Here is a 14939-nt window from a genome sequence, read left to right as displayed (position 1 = left end):
GCCGATCTGAAGAAGACAGTTGCTCCTACGGGGTCCGCACCTGCGCCGCGCGGGATGCTGCGCTAGTCTGCCGGTCCTTCCGGAGGCCGCCATGACCGTTTCGCGCCCGCACGTATTGATCCTCGCCGGCTACCTCGCGGCATGCGCGTTCCCGGCCACCGCTGCGGTCGAAACCTTCGTCTCCGGCGAGGTCTACGCCGATGCCAACGGCAACGCCGCGCGCGACCCCGGCGAGCCCGGAATCGCCGGCGTCAAGCTGTCCAACGGCCGCGACATCGTCCGGACCGGTGCGGACGGCCGCTATTCGGTCCCGGTGCGTCCGGGCGACACCGTGTTCGCGATCAAGCCGGCGACCCATGCCTTCCCGTCGGGCGACAACGGCCTGCCGCGGTTCTGGTCGCACTATTTCCCCGCGGGCTCGCCGGCACTGGAGTTCGGCGGCGTGCCGGTGGCGGCGGAGACGCGCTTCGACCTCGGCCTGCTGCCCGCGACCTTTCCGTCGGACACGAGCCTCGAGGTGCTGCTGTTCGCCGACCCGCAGACCAGCACGGCGACCGACATCGACTACTACGCCCGCGACGTCATCGCCTCCGTGCGCGACGCCGGCCACGCCACCGCGCGGCTTGGCCTGACGCTTGGCGACGTGGTCAACGACGACCTGTCGCTGTACCCCGCGATCAACCGCGCGACCGCCTCCCTTGGCGTGCCGTGGCTGCACGCGCCGGGCAACCACGACCTCGACTTCGACGCGCCCGCCGACGACCAGTCGCTGCTGACCTTCCGCCGCCACTTCGGCCCGGACACGCTGGCGTGGGAGGAGCCGTCTGCCAGTTTCGTCGTGCTCGACGACGTGGTGTACCGGCCCGGCCAGTCACCCGGCTACGTCGGCGGCCTGCGCGAGGACCAGTTCGCTTTCCTGCAGGCGTACCTGGCCGACGTGCCGCGTGACCGCCTGCTGGTGGTCGCCGCCCATATTCCGTTCTTCGACACCGACCCGTCGCCCGGGCGCGAGACCTTCCGCAGCGCAGACCGCGAGCGCCTGTTCGCGCTGCTGCGGGACTTCCCGCAGGTGCTGCTGCTGACCGGCCACGGCCACGTGCAACGTCAGGTGATGCATGACGCCGCGAGTGGCTGGCACGGTGCCGCGCCGCTGCACGAGTTCAACATCGGCGCCGCGTGTGGCGCGTTCTGGTCGGGGGTGAAGGACGCGGCGGGCATCCCCGACGCGACCATGGCCGACGGCACGCCCAACGGCTACGCGCGTCTGGTGGTGCAGCCCGGCGGCGGCCATGCGCTGAGCTGGCACCCCGCGCGGCTCGGCGGCGACGACCCGGCCTCGACGCCGACGATGTTCCTGCACGCCCCGCGGGTGCTGCGCCAGGGCGCGTATCCGGCCTGGGGCGTGTACGCCAACGTGTTCATGGGCCGGGAGGACAGCCGCGTCGAGTATCGAGTCGACGATGGCGCGTGGGAACCGATGCGCCGGGTCGAGCGGCCCGACCCGCGCCTGCTCGCCGAGAACGTCCGCGATGACGAGGCCGCCACGTTGCGCGGTTACGACCGCTCGCCCGAGGCGGTACCGTCGACCCATCTCTGGCGTGGCGCGCTGCCGACCGACCTTGCGATCGGCACCCATCGCGTGGAAGTGCGGTTCTTCGATCCGGCCCGCGGCGAGCAACGCGCCGCGACCCGCTACCGGCTGGAAGCGGCGACGCCGTGAGGCCGCCGCCGCGCATCAGGCGCCCGGCGTGATCGCGGCGAAGGATTCCACCCGCTCGTGGCCGCCGGCCGCGTCGCCGGTACGCGGCTGCGGGTAGTCGTCCAGGCGGTCGACCAGCACCGTCGCCATCCCGGCTTCGCGCGCCGCGTCGAGCTCCTCGACCACGTCCGACAGGAACAGGATGTCGTTCGCGGGCAGGCCGATGGAGCCGGCGATGCGGCGGTAACTTTCGGCTTCGCGCTTGCCGCCAACCTCGGTATCGAACCAGCCGGAGAACAGCGACGTCAGGTCGCCGGCATCGCTGTGGCCAAAGAACAGCCGTTGCGCGGGCACGCTGCCGGACGAGTAGACGTACAGCGGCGTCCCCGCGGCATGCCAGCCGCGCAGGGCATCGGCGGCATCGGGGTAGATGTGCGCGGTGAAGTCCGCATCGCGGTACCCGGCAGACCAGATCATCCCCTGCAACGCCTTCAGCGCGGTGTGCTTGCGGTCCTGGTCGATCCAGCCCTGCAGTACCTCCACCACCATCTCGTCGCGGCACACGCCGCCGTTCTCGGCCGCGACCGCGTCGAGCCACTTGCGCACGCCCGGCTCGTTGCCGTGGGCGCGGACAAAGCCCGGCAGCGCACGTCGCGCGTATGGAAACAGCACATCCTTGACGAACGAGATGCTGCTGGTGGTGCCCTCGATGTCGGTCAGGATCGCGCGAGCCATCAGTTCGCCCCCGGCTCGTAGCGCGGGAAGCGGCCGGCGATGTCGGTGCCGGTGAAGTGGCCGACCCAGCCGTCGGGCTCGGTGAAGAAGCGGATCGCGACGAAGCTCGGTTCCGGTCCCATGTCGAACCAGTGGGTGGTGCCGTCGGGCACCGACACCAGGTCGCCGGCCTCGCACAGCAGCTCGTACACCCGCTCGCCCACGTGCAGGGTGAACAGGCCGGAACCGGCGACGAAGAAGCGGACCTCGTCTTCCTTGTGGAAGTGTTCGTCAAGGAACTTCGCCCGCATCTCCTCGCGCTTGGGGTTGTCCGGCGCGATGCTGACCACGTCGACGCTCTTGAAGCCGCGCTCGCCGACCAGACGGTCGATGTCTTCGCGGTAGGCGGCCATGATGGTTTCGGGGCTGTCGCCGGGCTTCACCGGCGCGGCGGCCTGCCATTGCTCGAAGTCGACCCCGAGCGGGCGGAGTTCGCGGGCGATCCCGGCATGGTCGGTGGTGGCCAGCAGCGGCGTGGCGGGCTGGTCCTCGGCGAAGACGCGCAGGCGGCTCATCGTTGCAGTTTCCTCAGTTCGAGCTCGCAGCCGAGCAGGAATTCGAATGCGTCCAGGTGCCGGCGCGCCTCGGCCATGTCGCGGCCCCATGCGTACAGGCCGTGGCCGTCGATCAGGTAGCCCCACATGCAGCGCTGGTCGAGCAGGGCGTCGACCTGCGCGGCGAGGGTGTGCATGTCCTGGCTGTTGGGCAGCACGGGTAGCTCGATCGCGGTCTCGTGGGTGCTGTTGCCGGTGAAGGCCTTGAGGAGCTCGTAGCCTTCCAGGTGCACGTGGCCGGCGCCGGCGAACAGCCGCGAGGCGACTGTCTGGTTGAGCGAATGGGTGTGCAGCACGCAGCCGACCTCGGCAAAGCGTGCGTACAGCTGGGTGTGCAGCAGGGTTTCGGCGGAGGGCCGGTGCGACGTGGCGACCGGCTGTCCCTGCAGGTCGACGACCATGATGTCGTCCTCGACCAGGCGGCCCTTGTCGCGGCCCGACACGGTGATTGCGACGTGGCGGTCGTCGAGCCGCAGCGAGAAGTTGCTGCTGGTCGCCGGGGTCCAGCCGGCGGCGGCCAGCTCGCGGACGTTGCGGATGATGTCGCCGGCGCAATGCTTCAGCTGCCGGCTGTCGTAGGGGAGGGTGTCCATCCCTGGAGTTTAGCAACGCGGGGAGCGCCGCAACGCCTCCCCGCGCCGGTTCAGGCAACGGCCGGAGCGCGCCGCCCGAACAGCCGGAACAGCACCAGCGCGACCACCATCGCGACCGCCGCGCCGAGCAGCATGGTCGCCGAGGTGGAGGCCAGCAGCAGCGCGCACGCGACCAGTGCACCGATGCCGAGCACCCGGTCACTGTTGGTGGGGCGTCGGGTGCGCGTGCCGACCACCAGACTCAGGCCGGCGGCGGCGTAGGCCAGCACCACCAGGTTGACCACGACGCCGATGATCAGCCCGAACTGTTCGGACACGTTGGGCGACAGGGTCAGGAACGCGATCAGGCTCATCGCGCTGGCGATGATCAGCAGGCCCCACGCGGCCGCGCCACGCGAGTTGAAGCGGCCGAACACGCGCGGCAGGTAGCCGTGCTGCGCGGCGCGGGCGCCGGTCTCGCCGGTCACCAGCATCCAGCCGCCGAGGGTGCCGGTCGCCTTCAACGCGGCCGCGGCGGCGATGGCAATCGCGGCCCACGGCCCGAAGATCTCGGCCGCGACCAGCACGAACGGCGCGCTCGATGCGGCCAGTTCGTCGGCCGGGATGATGCCCATCACCAGCACCGAGGAGACCACGTAGACCACGCCGGCGATCAGTACGCCACCCAGTGTCGCGATCGGCACGTCGCGGTCGGGGTCGCGCACCACGCCGGCCACCATCGCGCCGGTCTCGAGCCCGACGAAGGCCCAGAAGATCGCGCCGAGCGAACCGAACACCACGGCCGCGTCGGACTCGCCCGACACGTTCCACGAGGCGTCGTAGATGGCGCCGTCGAAGTGGCCCCAGCCGAACAGCAGCACCATCGCCACCGGCGCCAGGCCGAGCACCACGCACAGCGACTGGAACTTCGCCACCGGCTTGGGACCGAGCAGGTTGACCAGGAACATCAGCCAGATCAGCGCGATCTGCCCGGCCAGCTGCACCGTCGGGTTGCCGCCGTCCAGCGGCAGCAGCGTCACCAGGTAGCCGAACGCGGCCACCGCGATCGCGTTGTTGCCGATCCACGAGGACGCCCAGTACAGCGACGTCGCCAGGAAGCTCGCATCGCGGCCCAGCGACGGCCGCACGTAGTCGTCGGCCGACTGAAGGTCGGGGTAGTCACGCGCCAGCCGGGCGAACGCGCCGCCCAGCATCAGCGCGAGCAGGGTGCCGATCACCCAGCTGAAGACGGTGACGCCGCCGGACGTGGCCAGCGAGGCCGGCAACAGGAAGAAGCCGGAGCCGATCATGTTGTTGGCCACCACGAAGGTGGCCAGTACCGGACCGATCTTGCGGGTTTCCATGGGCGGATCCGTGCGCGGTCAGCGCTTGCGCAGCTTGCTGTTGCGGTAGCCGTAGCCGATGTAGATCAGCAGCCCGAGCACGATCCAGCCCAGCAGCAGGCGCCAGTGCTCGGCGAACGGCTGCGAGAACAGGTACAGGCAGGCGATCACGCCCAGCGGGCAGATCAGGATCGCCGCCGGCACCCGGAACGGACGCGGCAGGTCGGGGCGGGTACGGCGCAGGATCAGCACGCCGGCGCAGACGGTCGCGAACGCCAGCAGGGTACCCATCGAGACCATCTCGCCGAGCAGGCCGATCGGCAGGAAGCCCGCCAGCACCGCGGCGATGACGCCGACGATGACCGTCCCGACATAGGGCGTGTGGAACTTCGGGTGGACCTTGCCGAACAGCTTCGGCAGCAGGCCGTCGCGCGACATGCTGTAGAAGATGCGCGGCTGCGCCATCAGCATGACCAGGATCACCGACGACAGGCCGGCGATCGCCGCGACCTCGACCAGCGTCTGCAGCCAGCCCAGCGACGGGTAGTTGTTGAGCGCGGTCGACACCGGCTCCGGCGTGCCCAGCAGGCGGTAGTCCATCATGCCGGTGAGCACCGCGCAGACCACGATGTAGAGCAGGGTGCAGACCACCAGCGAGCCGAGGATGCCGATCGGCATGTCCTTCTGCGGGTTCTTGGCCTCGCCGGCCGCGGTGGAGACCGCGTCGAAGCCGATGTAGGCGAAGAACACGATCGCCGCCGCGCGCATCACGCCGTCCACGCCGAAGCGACCGGGGCCTTCGTTGGCGGGGATGAAGGGTTCCCAGTTGCCCGGGTCGACGTACTGCGCGCCGAACGCGATGAACAGCAGGATCACCGTCACCTTGATCGCCACGATGATGCCGTTGACGAACGCCGACTGGGTGATGCCGACGTAGCCGACGCCGGTGACGAACGCGATGATCAGCACCGCCGGCAGGTTGATGAGGGTGCCGGTGCGGATGAACTCGCCGCCCTCGACCGCGAACGGCGCACTGGCCAGTGCGGCGGGCAAGGCGAGGTCGAAGTTGCTCAGGAAGGCGTTGAGGTAGCCCGACCAGCCGACCGCCACGGTCGACGAGGCGAACAGGTATTCCAGCACCAGGCACCAGCCGATGAACCAGGCGACACCTTCGCCGAGGGTGGCGTAGGAGTAGGAATAGGCGCTGCCCGACACCGGCAGCATCGCCGCGAACTCGGCGTAGCACAGGCCGGCGAACGCACAGGCGATGCCGGCGATGACGAAGCTGAGCATGATCGCGGGGCCGGCGTGCTCGGCGGCCGCCTGGCCGGTCAGCACGAAGATGCCGGCACCGATGACCGCGCCGACGCCCAGAAGGATCAGCTGGGTGCCCGTGAGAGTGCGCTTGAGCGTGGCCTCGCCTTCGAGACTGCCCTCGAACGGTTCACCGGCATCGACGTGTCCTGCCGGCTCGATCGGCTTGGTCGCTAACAGATTCTTGAACATCCGGTTCCCCAGTTGGTGGCGCGGCGGACGGGTCCGCGTCGCAGGCACGCCGGCATGATGCGCGGCAAGTGGCGGGCCACCTTACCCCAGCCCGGAAACGAGCGGCAAGGGACGATTGCCACTGTCATCGCCGGTGTGCCGGCCCCGACAATCCGGTCCCCCGAGCCGAGTCTTTGCGTACCGATGCGTATGTCCGAACGCCCGTCTTCCCGCACGTCCGCGGGGCTGCCTGTCGAACTGACGCGTTATCGGAAACGCTGGCCCGGCGAGGGCGCGGTGGTCGACGAGTTCCAGGCGCTGCTCGACGAGCGTGTCGATGACACACCCGCACACGCATTCATGCGCGAGCGGCTGGGAGGCCACTTCACCGCGTCGAGCTGGCTGGTCGATGCAGGTGGGGCGCGCGTACTGCTGACCCACCACCGCAAGCTCGGGCGCTGGCTGCAACTGGGTGGGCATGCCGATGGCGACACCGATCTGGCTGCGGTCGCGCTGCGCGAGGCGGAGGAGGAGTCCGGCCTGTCCGGACTGGTGGTCGAAGCCGGGTTGTTCGACCTCGATCGCCACTGGATTCCCGAGCGTGGCGACGTGCCGGGTCACTGGCACTACGACGCCCGCTACGTGGTGCGGGCCACGGCCGGCGAGGCGTTCGTGGTCGGGTATGAGTCGCTGGACCTGGCCTGGCGCGACATCGCCGCGATCCAGGCCGATCTCGCCGCCGACGAGTCGTTGCGGCGGATGGCGCGCAAGTGGCTTGCGCGCCATCCGTGAAACCGACGGTCAGTCGGCGCGGCCGGAGAACTCGCCGCTGGTGGTGTTGACCAGCACCCGCTCGCCGTTGGCGATGTACTCGGGAACCATGATCTCGATGCCGGTCGACAGCTTCGCCGGCTTCGGCCGCTTGGTCGCGGTGCCGCCCTTGAGCTCCGGCGGGGTCTCGACCACCTCGATCGCGACCGTCTGCGGCAGCTGCAACGCGACCGGCTGGTCGTCGATGATCTGCACGTAGCAGCCCGTGAGGTCGTCGACGATGTAGCCGGCGCCGTCGCCGACCACGTCGGCATCGAGGGTGTAGGGCGTGTAGTCCTCGTCGTCGAGGAATACGAACGCGTCGCCGTCCTTGTAGGAGAACGTCGCCTGGCGGCGGCTCAGCTCGACTTCCTTCAGCTCGTCGTCGCCGCCGAGGCTGAGGTCGAACTTGTTGCCGCCGGGCACCGAGTACATGGTGAAGCGGAACTTGACGTTGCCGCCGCGACCCTGCGGCGAGCTGCGTTCGATGTCGCGCACCTGGTAGACGGTGTTGTTGTACTCGACCACGTTACCTTTCTTGACGTCGTAGGCTTTCATGCGATTTCCGGATGGGGTGTTGGTGGCTTACTTCGGCGCCAGACGCGTGGCGCCGTCGAGGCGGATCGTCTCGCCGTTGAGGTAGGTGTTGCCGAGGATGTACGCGACCAGGTCGGCGAACTCCTCCGGCTGGCCAAGCCGCGAGGGGAACGGGATCGTCGCGGCCAGCGACTGCTGCACGCTCTCGGGCATGCCGTCGACCATCGGCGTCCAGAACACGCCCGGTGCGATCGTCATCACGCGGATGCCGAAGCGGGCCAGCTCGCGCGCCATCGGCAGGGTCATGCCGACCACGCCGCCCTTGCTCGCCGAGTACGCGGCCTGGCCGATCTGGCCCTCGTAGGCGGCGACCGAGGCGGTGTTGACGATCACGCCGCGCTCGCCGTCGGTGCCGGCCTCGTTGTGCTGCATCAGGTCGGCGGCGGCCTTGGCGACGTTGAAGCTGCCGACCAGGTTGACCATCACGGTGGACTGGAACTGCGACAGCGGCATCGGCGCCTCGCGGCCGAGCACGCGGCCGGCGCCGAGGATGCCAGCGCAGTTGACCGCGGCGTTGAGCCCGCCGAGGAATTCCTTGGCCGCGGCGACATTGGCGATGACGCCGGTTTCGTCGGTGACGTCGGTCTTCCAGTAGCGCGCCTTGTCCGCACCCAGTTCGGCCACGGCCGCGGCGCCTTTTTCCTCGTTGACGTCGAACAGGGCGACCTTGCCGCCGTTGGCGACGAGGTGGCGCGCGACCGCCAGGCCAAGGCCGGAGACACCGCCGGTGATGACGGCGCGGGTATCGGAAAGCTGCATGGGAAGTCTCGCGAAAACGGAGCGGGACGGCGATTCTAAGGCAGGTAGCGCGCCTGCACTTCCGCCGGCGTCAGCCCGGGGGCGAACAGGAAGCCCTGGCCGATGCGGACCCCGAGACCCAGCAGGAACTCCCGCTGCGCGTCGCTTTCCACGCCCTCGGCCACCAACCCGAGCTTCAGGCTGCGGGCGATGCCGGTCACCGCTTCGCAGACCGCCACGTCGGACGCGTTGCCGGGCACGCCCTGCACGAACAGCTGGCTCAGCTTCAGTCCGTGGATCGGCAGCCGGCGCAGGTAGTTGAGCGCGCTGTAGCCCTCGCCGAAGTCGTCGATGGTCAGCATTACGCCGAGTTCGCGCAGGGCCTCGAAGGTGCGCAGCGTCTCCGGTTCGTCCTCGATCAGCACCCGCTCGGTGAACTCCAGCTCCAGCGCGCTGCCGGGCAGGCCGGACTCGTCCAGCGCCGCGCGCACGTTGCTGGCCAGGTCCTCGCCGAGGAACTGCCGGTACGACACATTGACCGCGATCCGCTCGATCGCAAGGCCGGCGGTGCGCCAGTCGCGCAACTGCCGGCACGCCTGGCGCAGCACCCAGCCGCCGATGCCGACGATGTCGCCGGTGGTCTCGGCGTGGTCGATGAAGCGGCTGGGTTGCATCTGCCCGAGCGCCGGGTTGGTCCAGCGGATCAGCGATTCGACTGCGGCCAGCCGGCCGGTGGCCAGGTCGACCTGTGGCTGGTAGACAAGGTGGAACTCCTCGTTGCCGACCGCGCGGCGCAGGTGGGTCTCCAGTTGCAGGCGTTGCTGCTGCTGCTCGGCCAGCTCCGTGGTGAACGCCTGCCAGCCGTTGCGGCCGCGGCGCTTGCTGTCGTACATCGCCACGTCGGCGCTCTGGATCAGCTGTTCGGAGGTGGTGCCGTCGGCCGGCGCGTGGGCAATGCCGATGCTCGCGGTGATGGCGAACTCCTCGCCGCCGAGGCGGAAGCTGTCGCCGAAGATGTCGAGGATCGCCTGCGCCATGCGAGCCGCTCGGGCCGGGTCGTCCTCCAGCGGGCAGGCCACGAGGAATTCGTCGCCGCCGAAGCGGGCGATCAGGCCTTCGCCGCCGACCGCGCGGCGGATGCGGCGGGCGGCCGATGCAAGCAGGCGGTCGCCGGCGGCGTGGCCGAGCACGTCGTTGACGATCTTGAAGCGGTCCAGGTCGATGTAGAGCACCGCCAGCCGCGCGCGTGCGGGGTCGGCCAGCCGTGCGTCGACCTCGGCGCGGACGGCGTCGCGGTTGAGCAGGCCGGTGAGCGGGTCGGTGCGCGCGCGGATGCGCAGGTGCTCCTCGGCGTGCTTGCGGTCGGTGATGTCCTGCAGGGTGCCGGTCAGGCGCGCGCTGAGCGGGCCGCCGGCCTCGGCTTCGCCGATCGCGCGGACCCAGAACGGCTGGCCGTCGCCGCGCGTACCCTGCAGCTCAAGGTCGAGGCCGCGGCCCATCGCCATCGCGTGGTCGAGCGCCTGCCGCAACCGCGCGCGGTCGGTGTCGGCCAGGCAGTCCAGCAGGTCGGCGATGCTGCGCGGGGCGGGGTCGCGGCCGATGATGCGGCGCGATTCGCCGGTCAGGTACAGGCGGTCGCGGCCGGTGTCCCACTCCCAGCCGCCGATGTGGGCCATCGCCTGGGCGCGGTCGAACAGGGTGCTGTCGCGCTTGAGTGCGGTGACGTCGGAGAACAGCGACAGCACCTGCTGGACGCGGTCGCTGCCCGGGCCGAACTGCGGCACCGCGGTCACCGAGAACCATGTCAGGGTGCGGCGCCGGCGGTGGTAGTAGCCCAGCAACACGCTGCCGACCGGGCGTCCGTGGCGCAACGCGCGTGCGGACGGGAACTCGTCCGGCGCGAGTTCGCGGCCGCATTCGTCGACCACGCACCACTGGTCGCCGGCCATCGCGATGTCGGCGCGTTGGCCCGGCGGGATGCCGAACAGCCGCATCGCCGCGGCGTTGGCGTGGGTGATGTGGCCGTCCGCGTCGCGCACCAGGATGCCGGTGTCGATGGTCTCCATCAGCTCGCGGTAGCGCAGCTCGGCGTCGCGGCGGCCGCTGAGGTCGCGGGCGACGGCGACGATGCAGTTCTGGCCCTCGTGTTCGAAGCCGGCCGAGTGCACTTCGACGGGGAACCGGCTGCCGTCGGCGCGCATGTTGGACACCTCGATCACGTAGGTGCCGCCGCGGTTGAGCGTCTCCCATACAGGCGCGAGGTGGTCGTGCGGCAGGTCCGGGTTGAGTACGTGGATCGGCCGGCCGACGATGTCGCCGCGGTCGCGGCGGTAGGCGGCGAGGCCGGCGCGGTTGAGGTCGAGGACGATGCCGTCGGCATCGAGGATGCTGACCGGGTCCGGCACAGCGTCGAACAGGGCGTGGTAGCGCAGGCGCGCGGTGTCGGCGTCGGTGCGCGCGGCAACCACCGCGGCGTGCGCGCGCTGCAGCAGGTTGCGGGTGGCCTCCGGCAGGTCCGGGTCGCGGCAGGCGTCTTCAAGTGCCGCCAGCGTGGCCGCCATCTCCGTCCGGTCGGACGGCGGCGGCATCGTGCCTGCTGGCGGCGCGCGGGTCATGACACCGCGAGTGCCCGGCCTGCGCGGCTGCCGGTCTCGCGGCCGAGCCGCCCGGCGAGCCAGTGGCCGGTCTCGACCAGCCGCGCCAGGTCGACGCCGGTCTCGATGCCGAGGCCGTGCAGCATGTACACCACGTCCTCGCTGGCGACGTTGCCGCTGGCGCCCTTGGCGTACGGGCAGCCGCCGGCGCCGGACACCGCCGAGTCGACCACCGAAACGCCGACCTCCAGGCACGCGAGGATGTTGGCCAGCGCTTGCCCGTAGGTGTCGTGGAAATGCACCGCCAGCGCGTCCAGCGGCACCTCGGCGGCGACCGCCTGCAGCATCGCGCGCGCCTTGCCGGGCGTGCCGACGCCGATGGTATCGCCCAGCGAGATTTCGTAGCAGCCCATTCCGTGGAGTTCACGTGCGACGCGGACCACATCGGCCAGCGGCACCTCGCCCTGGTAGGGGCAGCCAAGCACGGTCGAGACGTAGCCGCGCACGCGCACGCCGTCGGCCCGGGCGCGCGCCAGCACCGGCGCGAACCGGGCCAGCGACTCGTCGATCGAGGCATTGATGTTGCGCTGGTTGAACGCCTCCGACGCGGCAGTGAACACCGCGATCTCCTCGACGCCGACCTCGCGTGCGCGGTCGTAGCCCTTCTCGTTGGGCACCAGTACCGGGTAGTGGACGCCCGGCTTGCGGGTGATGCCGGCGAATACCTCGGCGGCATCGGCCAGCTGCGGGATCCACTTCGGGCTGACGAAGCTGGTCGCCTCGATGCTCTGCAGGCCGGTCGCGGTGAGCCGGTCCACCAGCTCGATCTTGTCGGCGGTGGACACCATCGTCTTCTCGTTCTGCAGCCCGTCGCGCGGGCCGACCTCGACGATGCGGACGCGGGCGGGCAGGGCGCTCATGCCTCCACCTCCGCGGCGGCCAGCGCGACCAGCACGGCGTCGGCCTCGACGAACTCGCCGGCCTGCGCGCGCACCTCGGCGACGGTGCCGGCACGTGGCGCCTTGAGGCTCAGCTCCATCTTCATCGCCTCGATCACCATCACCTCCTGGCCGGCCTCGACCGCATCGCCGGCTGCGGCCTTGACCACCACCACGCGGCCGGGCATCGGCGCCACCACGTTGTCGGCGCCGCTGCCGGAACTGGCCGCCTCGTGCCGGTACATCGCGACCGGTTGCAGGCGCAGGCGCTGTTCGCCGTCGTGGACCAGAAGCTCGCGGCCGTGGTCGAACACATGGAACCGCCGCGCGCGCCCGCCGATGCGCAGGCTCAGGGTGTCGCCGTCGAGCCGGGCCCCGGCGATGTCGTGGGCCTGGCCGTCGTGCTCGAGCCGGTAGTCGCCGCCGCTGCCGTGCGCGCGCAGTTCCAGCCGGCGCTCGCCATGCAGGAAGGCGAGGGTGCGCTGGCCGGCGTGGCCGAGCCGCCAGCCGTCGGCGATTGCCCAGGGCGAGGACGGATCGGCGGAGGTCGCGGCGTCGGCGCGGCTGCGACGCTCGCGCGCGAGCAGCCGGGCCACCGCGGCTGCCAGCAGCAGGTCGGGGTCGGCTGCCTCGGTCGGCATGAACTCGTCGAGGTGGCGATCGAGGTAACCGGTGTCGATGGTCGCGTCGACCACCGCCGGGTGCCGCGCCAGCCGTTCGAGGAAGCCGATGTTCGACTTCGGCCCGCTGATCGCGCACTGCGCGAGGGCGTCGCGCAGGCGGGCGAGGGCGCGCGGGCGGTCGGTGTCGTGGACGATGAGCTTGGCGATCATCGGGTCGTAGAAGATCGTGACGGTGTCGCCCTCGACCACGCCCGAGTCGATCCGCACGTGCTCCGACGCCGCTGGCAGCCGCAGCCGCTCCAGCGTGCCCGAGCCCGGCAGGAAGCCGGCCTCCGGGTCCTCCGCGTACAGCCGCACCTCGATCGCGTGGCCGTTCTGGGCGATGGCGTCCTGCGCGAGCGGCAGCGGCTCGCCGGCGGCGACCTGCAGCTGCCATGCGACCAGGTCCAGCCCGGTCACGCACTCGGTCACCGGGTGCTCGACCTGCAGCCGCGTGTTGATCTCCATGAAGTAGAAGCCGCCCGACGGGTCGACGATGAACTCGACCGTGCCGGCGTTGGCGTAGTCGATCGCGCGCGCGGCCAGCACCGCCGCGTCGCCCATCGCCTGCCGCAGCGCGGGGGTCAGGAACGGCGAGGGCGATTCCTCCAGCACCTTCTGGTAGCGCCGCTGCGCCGAGCACTCGCGCTCGTTGAGGTGGATGACGTTGCCGTGGGCGTCGCCGAACACCTGGATCTCGATGTGGCGCGGCTGCTCGATGTAACGCTCCAGCAGCACGCGATCGCGGCCGAAGGCGTTGGCGGCCTCGCGCTGGCAGGACTCCAGGTTGGCGGCGAACTCGCCGGACGCGCGCACGATGCGCATGCCCTTGCCGCCGCCACCGTGCGCGGCCTTGATCATCAGCGGGTAGCCGATCCGGTCGGCCTCGGCCTGCAGCCGCGCGGGGTCCTGGTCTTCGCCGGTGTAGCCGGGTACCACCGGTACGCCGGCCGCCTGCATCAGCTCCTTGGCGCCGGCCTTGGACCCCATCTTGCGCATCGACGCCGCCTTCGGCCCGACGAAGACGATGCCCGCGGCCTCGACCGCGTCGGCGAAGTCGGCGTTCTCCGACAGGAAGCCGTAGCCGGGGTGGATCGCCTGCGCGCCGGTGCGGCGGGCGACCTCGATGATCGCGTCGCCGCGCAGGTAGCTGTCGGCCGGCCGTGGGCCGCCGATGCAGTGCGCCTCGTCGGCCTGGCGCACGTGCTGGGCGTCGGCGTCGGCCTCGGAGTACACCGCGACGGTGCGGATGCCGAGCGCGCGGCAGGTGCGGATGACGCGGCAGGCGATTTCGCCGCGGTTGGCGATCAGGATCTTGTTGAACATTCGGCGCTCGGTGCGGGTATGTGCGGGGGAGGGCATGCGGGTCACTCGCACCAGCCCGGTGTGCGCTTCTCCAGAAAGGCGCCAAGCCCTTCCTGTCCTTCCGGCGACACCCGCAGCCGGGCGATGAGGGCGGCGTTGTCGGCGTCGTGGCGGGCGCCGTCGGCATGCGCGGCGACCTGCCGCACCAGCGCCTTGGCCTGCGCCGAGGCAACCGGGCCGGCGCGCAGTAGCAGTTCGACCTGGCGCTGCAGGGTGGCGTCGAGGTCTTCGGCGTCGACGACCTCGTGCAACAGATCCATGCGGTGCGCCTGCGCGGCGTCGAAGATCTCCGCGCTGGCGAACCAGCGACGCGCCTGCCGCGCGCCGATCGCCTCGATCACGTACGGCGAGATGACCGCCGGCAGCAGCCCGAGCCGACTCTCGGTCAGGCCGAACCTGGCCCCGTAGGCACCGATGGCGATGTCGCAGCAGGCCACCAGCCCGACGCCGCCGCCGAACGCCGCGCCGTGGACCCGCGCGATGGTCGGCTTGGGCAACTCGTTGAGGGTACGCATCAGCCGCGCCAGCGCCAGCGAATCCTCGCGGTTCTCGTCCTCGCTGGCGGCGGCCATGCCGCGCATCCAGTTCAGGTCGGCGCCGGCCGAGAACGACGCTCCTTCGCCCTCGACCACCACCACGCGCACCGCCGGATCGGCCCCGACCGATTCCAGCGCGCCGGTCAGCGCGGCGATCAGGGTCGCGTCGAATGCGTTGTGGACCTCGGGGCGGTTCAGCCGCAGACGCGCCACGGCGCCTTCGCGCAGGTGCAGCAGGGGATGGCTCATCGATCGTGCGTCCTTACATGAGT

General features: G+C 70.7%; 13 protein-coding genes. 2 read left to right on the top strand and 11 right to left on the bottom strand.

The genetic code is table 11. The features are described 5' to 3' along the window. Positions 1–91 precede the first annotated feature (91 nt). A complete protein-coding gene (locus tag N799_RS01415; protein ID WP_036206615.1) occupies positions 92–1720 on the top strand; it encodes a calcineurin-like phosphoesterase C-terminal domain-containing protein in 1629 nt (542 codons plus the stop codon). Between the two features lie 15 nt (positions 1721–1735). On the opposite strand, the gene mtnC is transcribed toward N799_RS01415, so the two are convergent. Genes mtnC through N799_RS01390 form a run of 5 tightly spaced genes read right to left on the bottom strand, consistent with a single transcriptional unit; the run spans position 1736 to position 6448 of the window. Next, positions 1736–2434, bottom strand: a complete 699-nt coding sequence (mtnC, locus tag N799_RS01410) for an acireductone synthase (RefSeq protein ID WP_036206612.1) — start codon at positions 2432–2434, stop codon at positions 1736–1738. Next, a complete protein-coding gene (locus N799_RS01405; protein ID WP_036206609.1) occupies positions 2434–2988 on the bottom strand; it encodes a 1,2-dihydroxy-3-keto-5-methylthiopentene dioxygenase in 555 nt (184 codons plus the stop codon). The genes mtnC and N799_RS01405 overlap by 1 nt, the downstream gene beginning before the upstream one ends. Then, positions 2985–3620: a methylthioribulose 1-phosphate dehydratase gene (locus N799_RS01400; protein ID WP_036206606.1), complete on the bottom strand. Its 636-nt coding sequence runs from the start codon at positions 3618–3620 to the stop codon at positions 2985–2987. Before N799_RS01400 ends, N799_RS01405 begins: the two co-directional genes overlap by 4 nt. A gap of 50 nt (positions 3621–3670) precedes the next feature. Then, the gene (locus N799_RS01395) at positions 3671–4963 is read right to left on the bottom strand and encodes an amino acid permease (protein ID WP_052100932.1); all 1293 of its coding nucleotides are present in this window, start codon (positions 4961–4963) and stop codon (positions 3671–3673) included. Positions 4964–4981: 18 nt separating this feature from the next. Continuing rightward, on the bottom strand, positions 4982–6448 hold the full coding sequence (locus tag N799_RS01390) for an amino acid permease (protein ID WP_036206602.1): 1467 nt from the start codon (positions 6446–6448) through the stop codon (positions 4982–4984). Positions 6449–6631: 183 nt separating this feature from the next. Here N799_RS01390 and N799_RS01385 point away from each other — a divergent pair, with 183 nt between their 5' ends. Then, complete coding sequence (locus tag N799_RS01385; RefSeq protein ID WP_203225001.1) at positions 6632–7219, top strand: NUDIX hydrolase; 588 nt, start codon at positions 6632–6634, stop codon at positions 7217–7219. 9 nt (positions 7220–7228) lie between these two features. Here the strand turns inward: N799_RS01385 and yeiP are convergent, their stop codons facing one another. Genes yeiP through N799_RS01355 form a run of 6 tightly spaced genes read right to left on the bottom strand, consistent with a single transcriptional unit; the run spans position 7229 to position 14916 of the window. Next, on the bottom strand, positions 7229–7795 hold the full coding sequence (yeiP, locus tag N799_RS01380) for an elongation factor P-like protein YeiP (RefSeq protein WP_036206599.1): 567 nt from the start codon (positions 7793–7795) through the stop codon (positions 7229–7231). Positions 7796–7822: 27 nt separating this feature from the next. Beyond that, entirely contained in the window at positions 7823–8593 is a 771-nt protein-coding gene (locus N799_RS01375; protein WP_036206596.1) for an SDR family NAD(P)-dependent oxidoreductase, read from the bottom strand. Between the two features lie 35 nt (positions 8594–8628). After that, a complete protein-coding gene (locus N799_RS14205; RefSeq protein WP_052100927.1) occupies positions 8629–11160 on the bottom strand; it encodes a sensor domain-containing protein in 2532 nt (843 codons plus the stop codon). A 23-nt stretch (positions 11161–11183) separates the two neighbouring features. Then, a complete protein-coding gene (locus tag N799_RS01365) occupies positions 11184–12086 on the bottom strand; it encodes a hydroxymethylglutaryl-CoA lyase (RefSeq protein ID WP_036206592.1) in 903 nt (300 codons plus the stop codon). After that, a complete protein-coding gene (locus N799_RS01360; RefSeq protein ID WP_036206590.1) occupies positions 12083–14092 on the bottom strand; it encodes an acetyl/propionyl/methylcrotonyl-CoA carboxylase subunit alpha in 2010 nt (669 codons plus the stop codon). Before N799_RS01360 ends, N799_RS01365 begins: the two co-directional genes overlap by 4 nt. A gap of 41 nt (positions 14093–14133) precedes the next feature. After that, positions 14134–14916 (bottom strand): enoyl-CoA hydratase-related protein, encoded by a 783-nt coding sequence (locus N799_RS01355; RefSeq protein ID WP_036206588.1) that lies wholly within the window; start codon positions 14914–14916, stop codon positions 14134–14136. Positions 14917–14939: the final 23 nt, after the last annotated feature.

The sequence above is a fragment of the Lysobacter arseniciresistens ZS79 genome (genome assembly GCF_000768335.1).
Classification (GTDB): Bacteria; Pseudomonadota; Gammaproteobacteria; order Xanthomonadales; family Xanthomonadaceae; genus Novilysobacter; species Novilysobacter arseniciresistens.
This window is presented reverse-complemented; position numbering and strand designations above follow the sequence as displayed.

Excerpts from the sequence above, each read along its gene's own strand:
- N799_RS01415 (WP_036206615.1), top strand. The coding sequence starts at position 92 with ATGACCGTTTCGCGCCCGCACGTATTGATCCTCGCCGGCTACCTCGCG.
- mtnC (WP_036206612.1), bottom strand. The coding sequence starts at position 2,434 with ATGGCTCGCGCGATCCTGACCGACATCGAGGGCACCACCAGCAGCATC.
- N799_RS01405 (WP_036206609.1), bottom strand. The coding sequence starts at position 2,988 with ATGAGCCGCCTGCGCGTCTTCGCCGAGGACCAGCCCGCCACGCCGCTG.
- N799_RS01400 (WP_036206606.1), bottom strand. The coding sequence starts at position 3,620 with ATGGACACCCTCCCCTACGACAGCCGGCAGCTGAAGCATTGCGCCGGC.
- N799_RS01395 (WP_052100932.1), bottom strand. The coding sequence starts at position 4,963 with ATGGAAACCCGCAAGATCGGTCCGGTACTGGCCACCTTCGTGGTGGCC.
- N799_RS01390 (WP_036206602.1), bottom strand. The coding sequence starts at position 6,448 with ATGTTCAAGAATCTGTTAGCGACCAAGCCGATCGAGCCGGCAGGACAC.
- N799_RS01385 (WP_203225001.1), top strand. The coding sequence starts at position 6,632 with ATGCGTATGTCCGAACGCCCGTCTTCCCGCACGTCCGCGGGGCTGCCT.
- yeiP (WP_036206599.1), bottom strand. The coding sequence starts at position 7,795 with ATGAAAGCCTACGACGTCAAGAAAGGTAACGTGGTCGAGTACAACAAC.
- N799_RS01375 (WP_036206596.1), bottom strand. The coding sequence starts at position 8,593 with ATGCAGCTTTCCGATACCCGCGCCGTCATCACCGGCGGTGTCTCCGGC.
- N799_RS14205 (WP_052100927.1), bottom strand. The coding sequence starts at position 11,160 with ATGCCGCCGCCGTCCGACCGGACGGAGATGGCGGCCACGCTGGCGGCA.
- N799_RS01365 (WP_036206592.1), bottom strand. The coding sequence starts at position 12,086 with ATGAGCGCCCTGCCCGCCCGCGTCCGCATCGTCGAGGTCGGCCCGCGC.
- N799_RS01360 (WP_036206590.1), bottom strand. The coding sequence starts at position 14,092 with ATGTTCAACAAGATCCTGATCGCCAACCGCGGCGAAATCGCCTGCCGC.
- N799_RS01355 (WP_036206588.1), bottom strand. The coding sequence starts at position 14,916 with ATGAGCCATCCCCTGCTGCACCTGCGCGAAGGCGCCGTGGCGCGTCTG.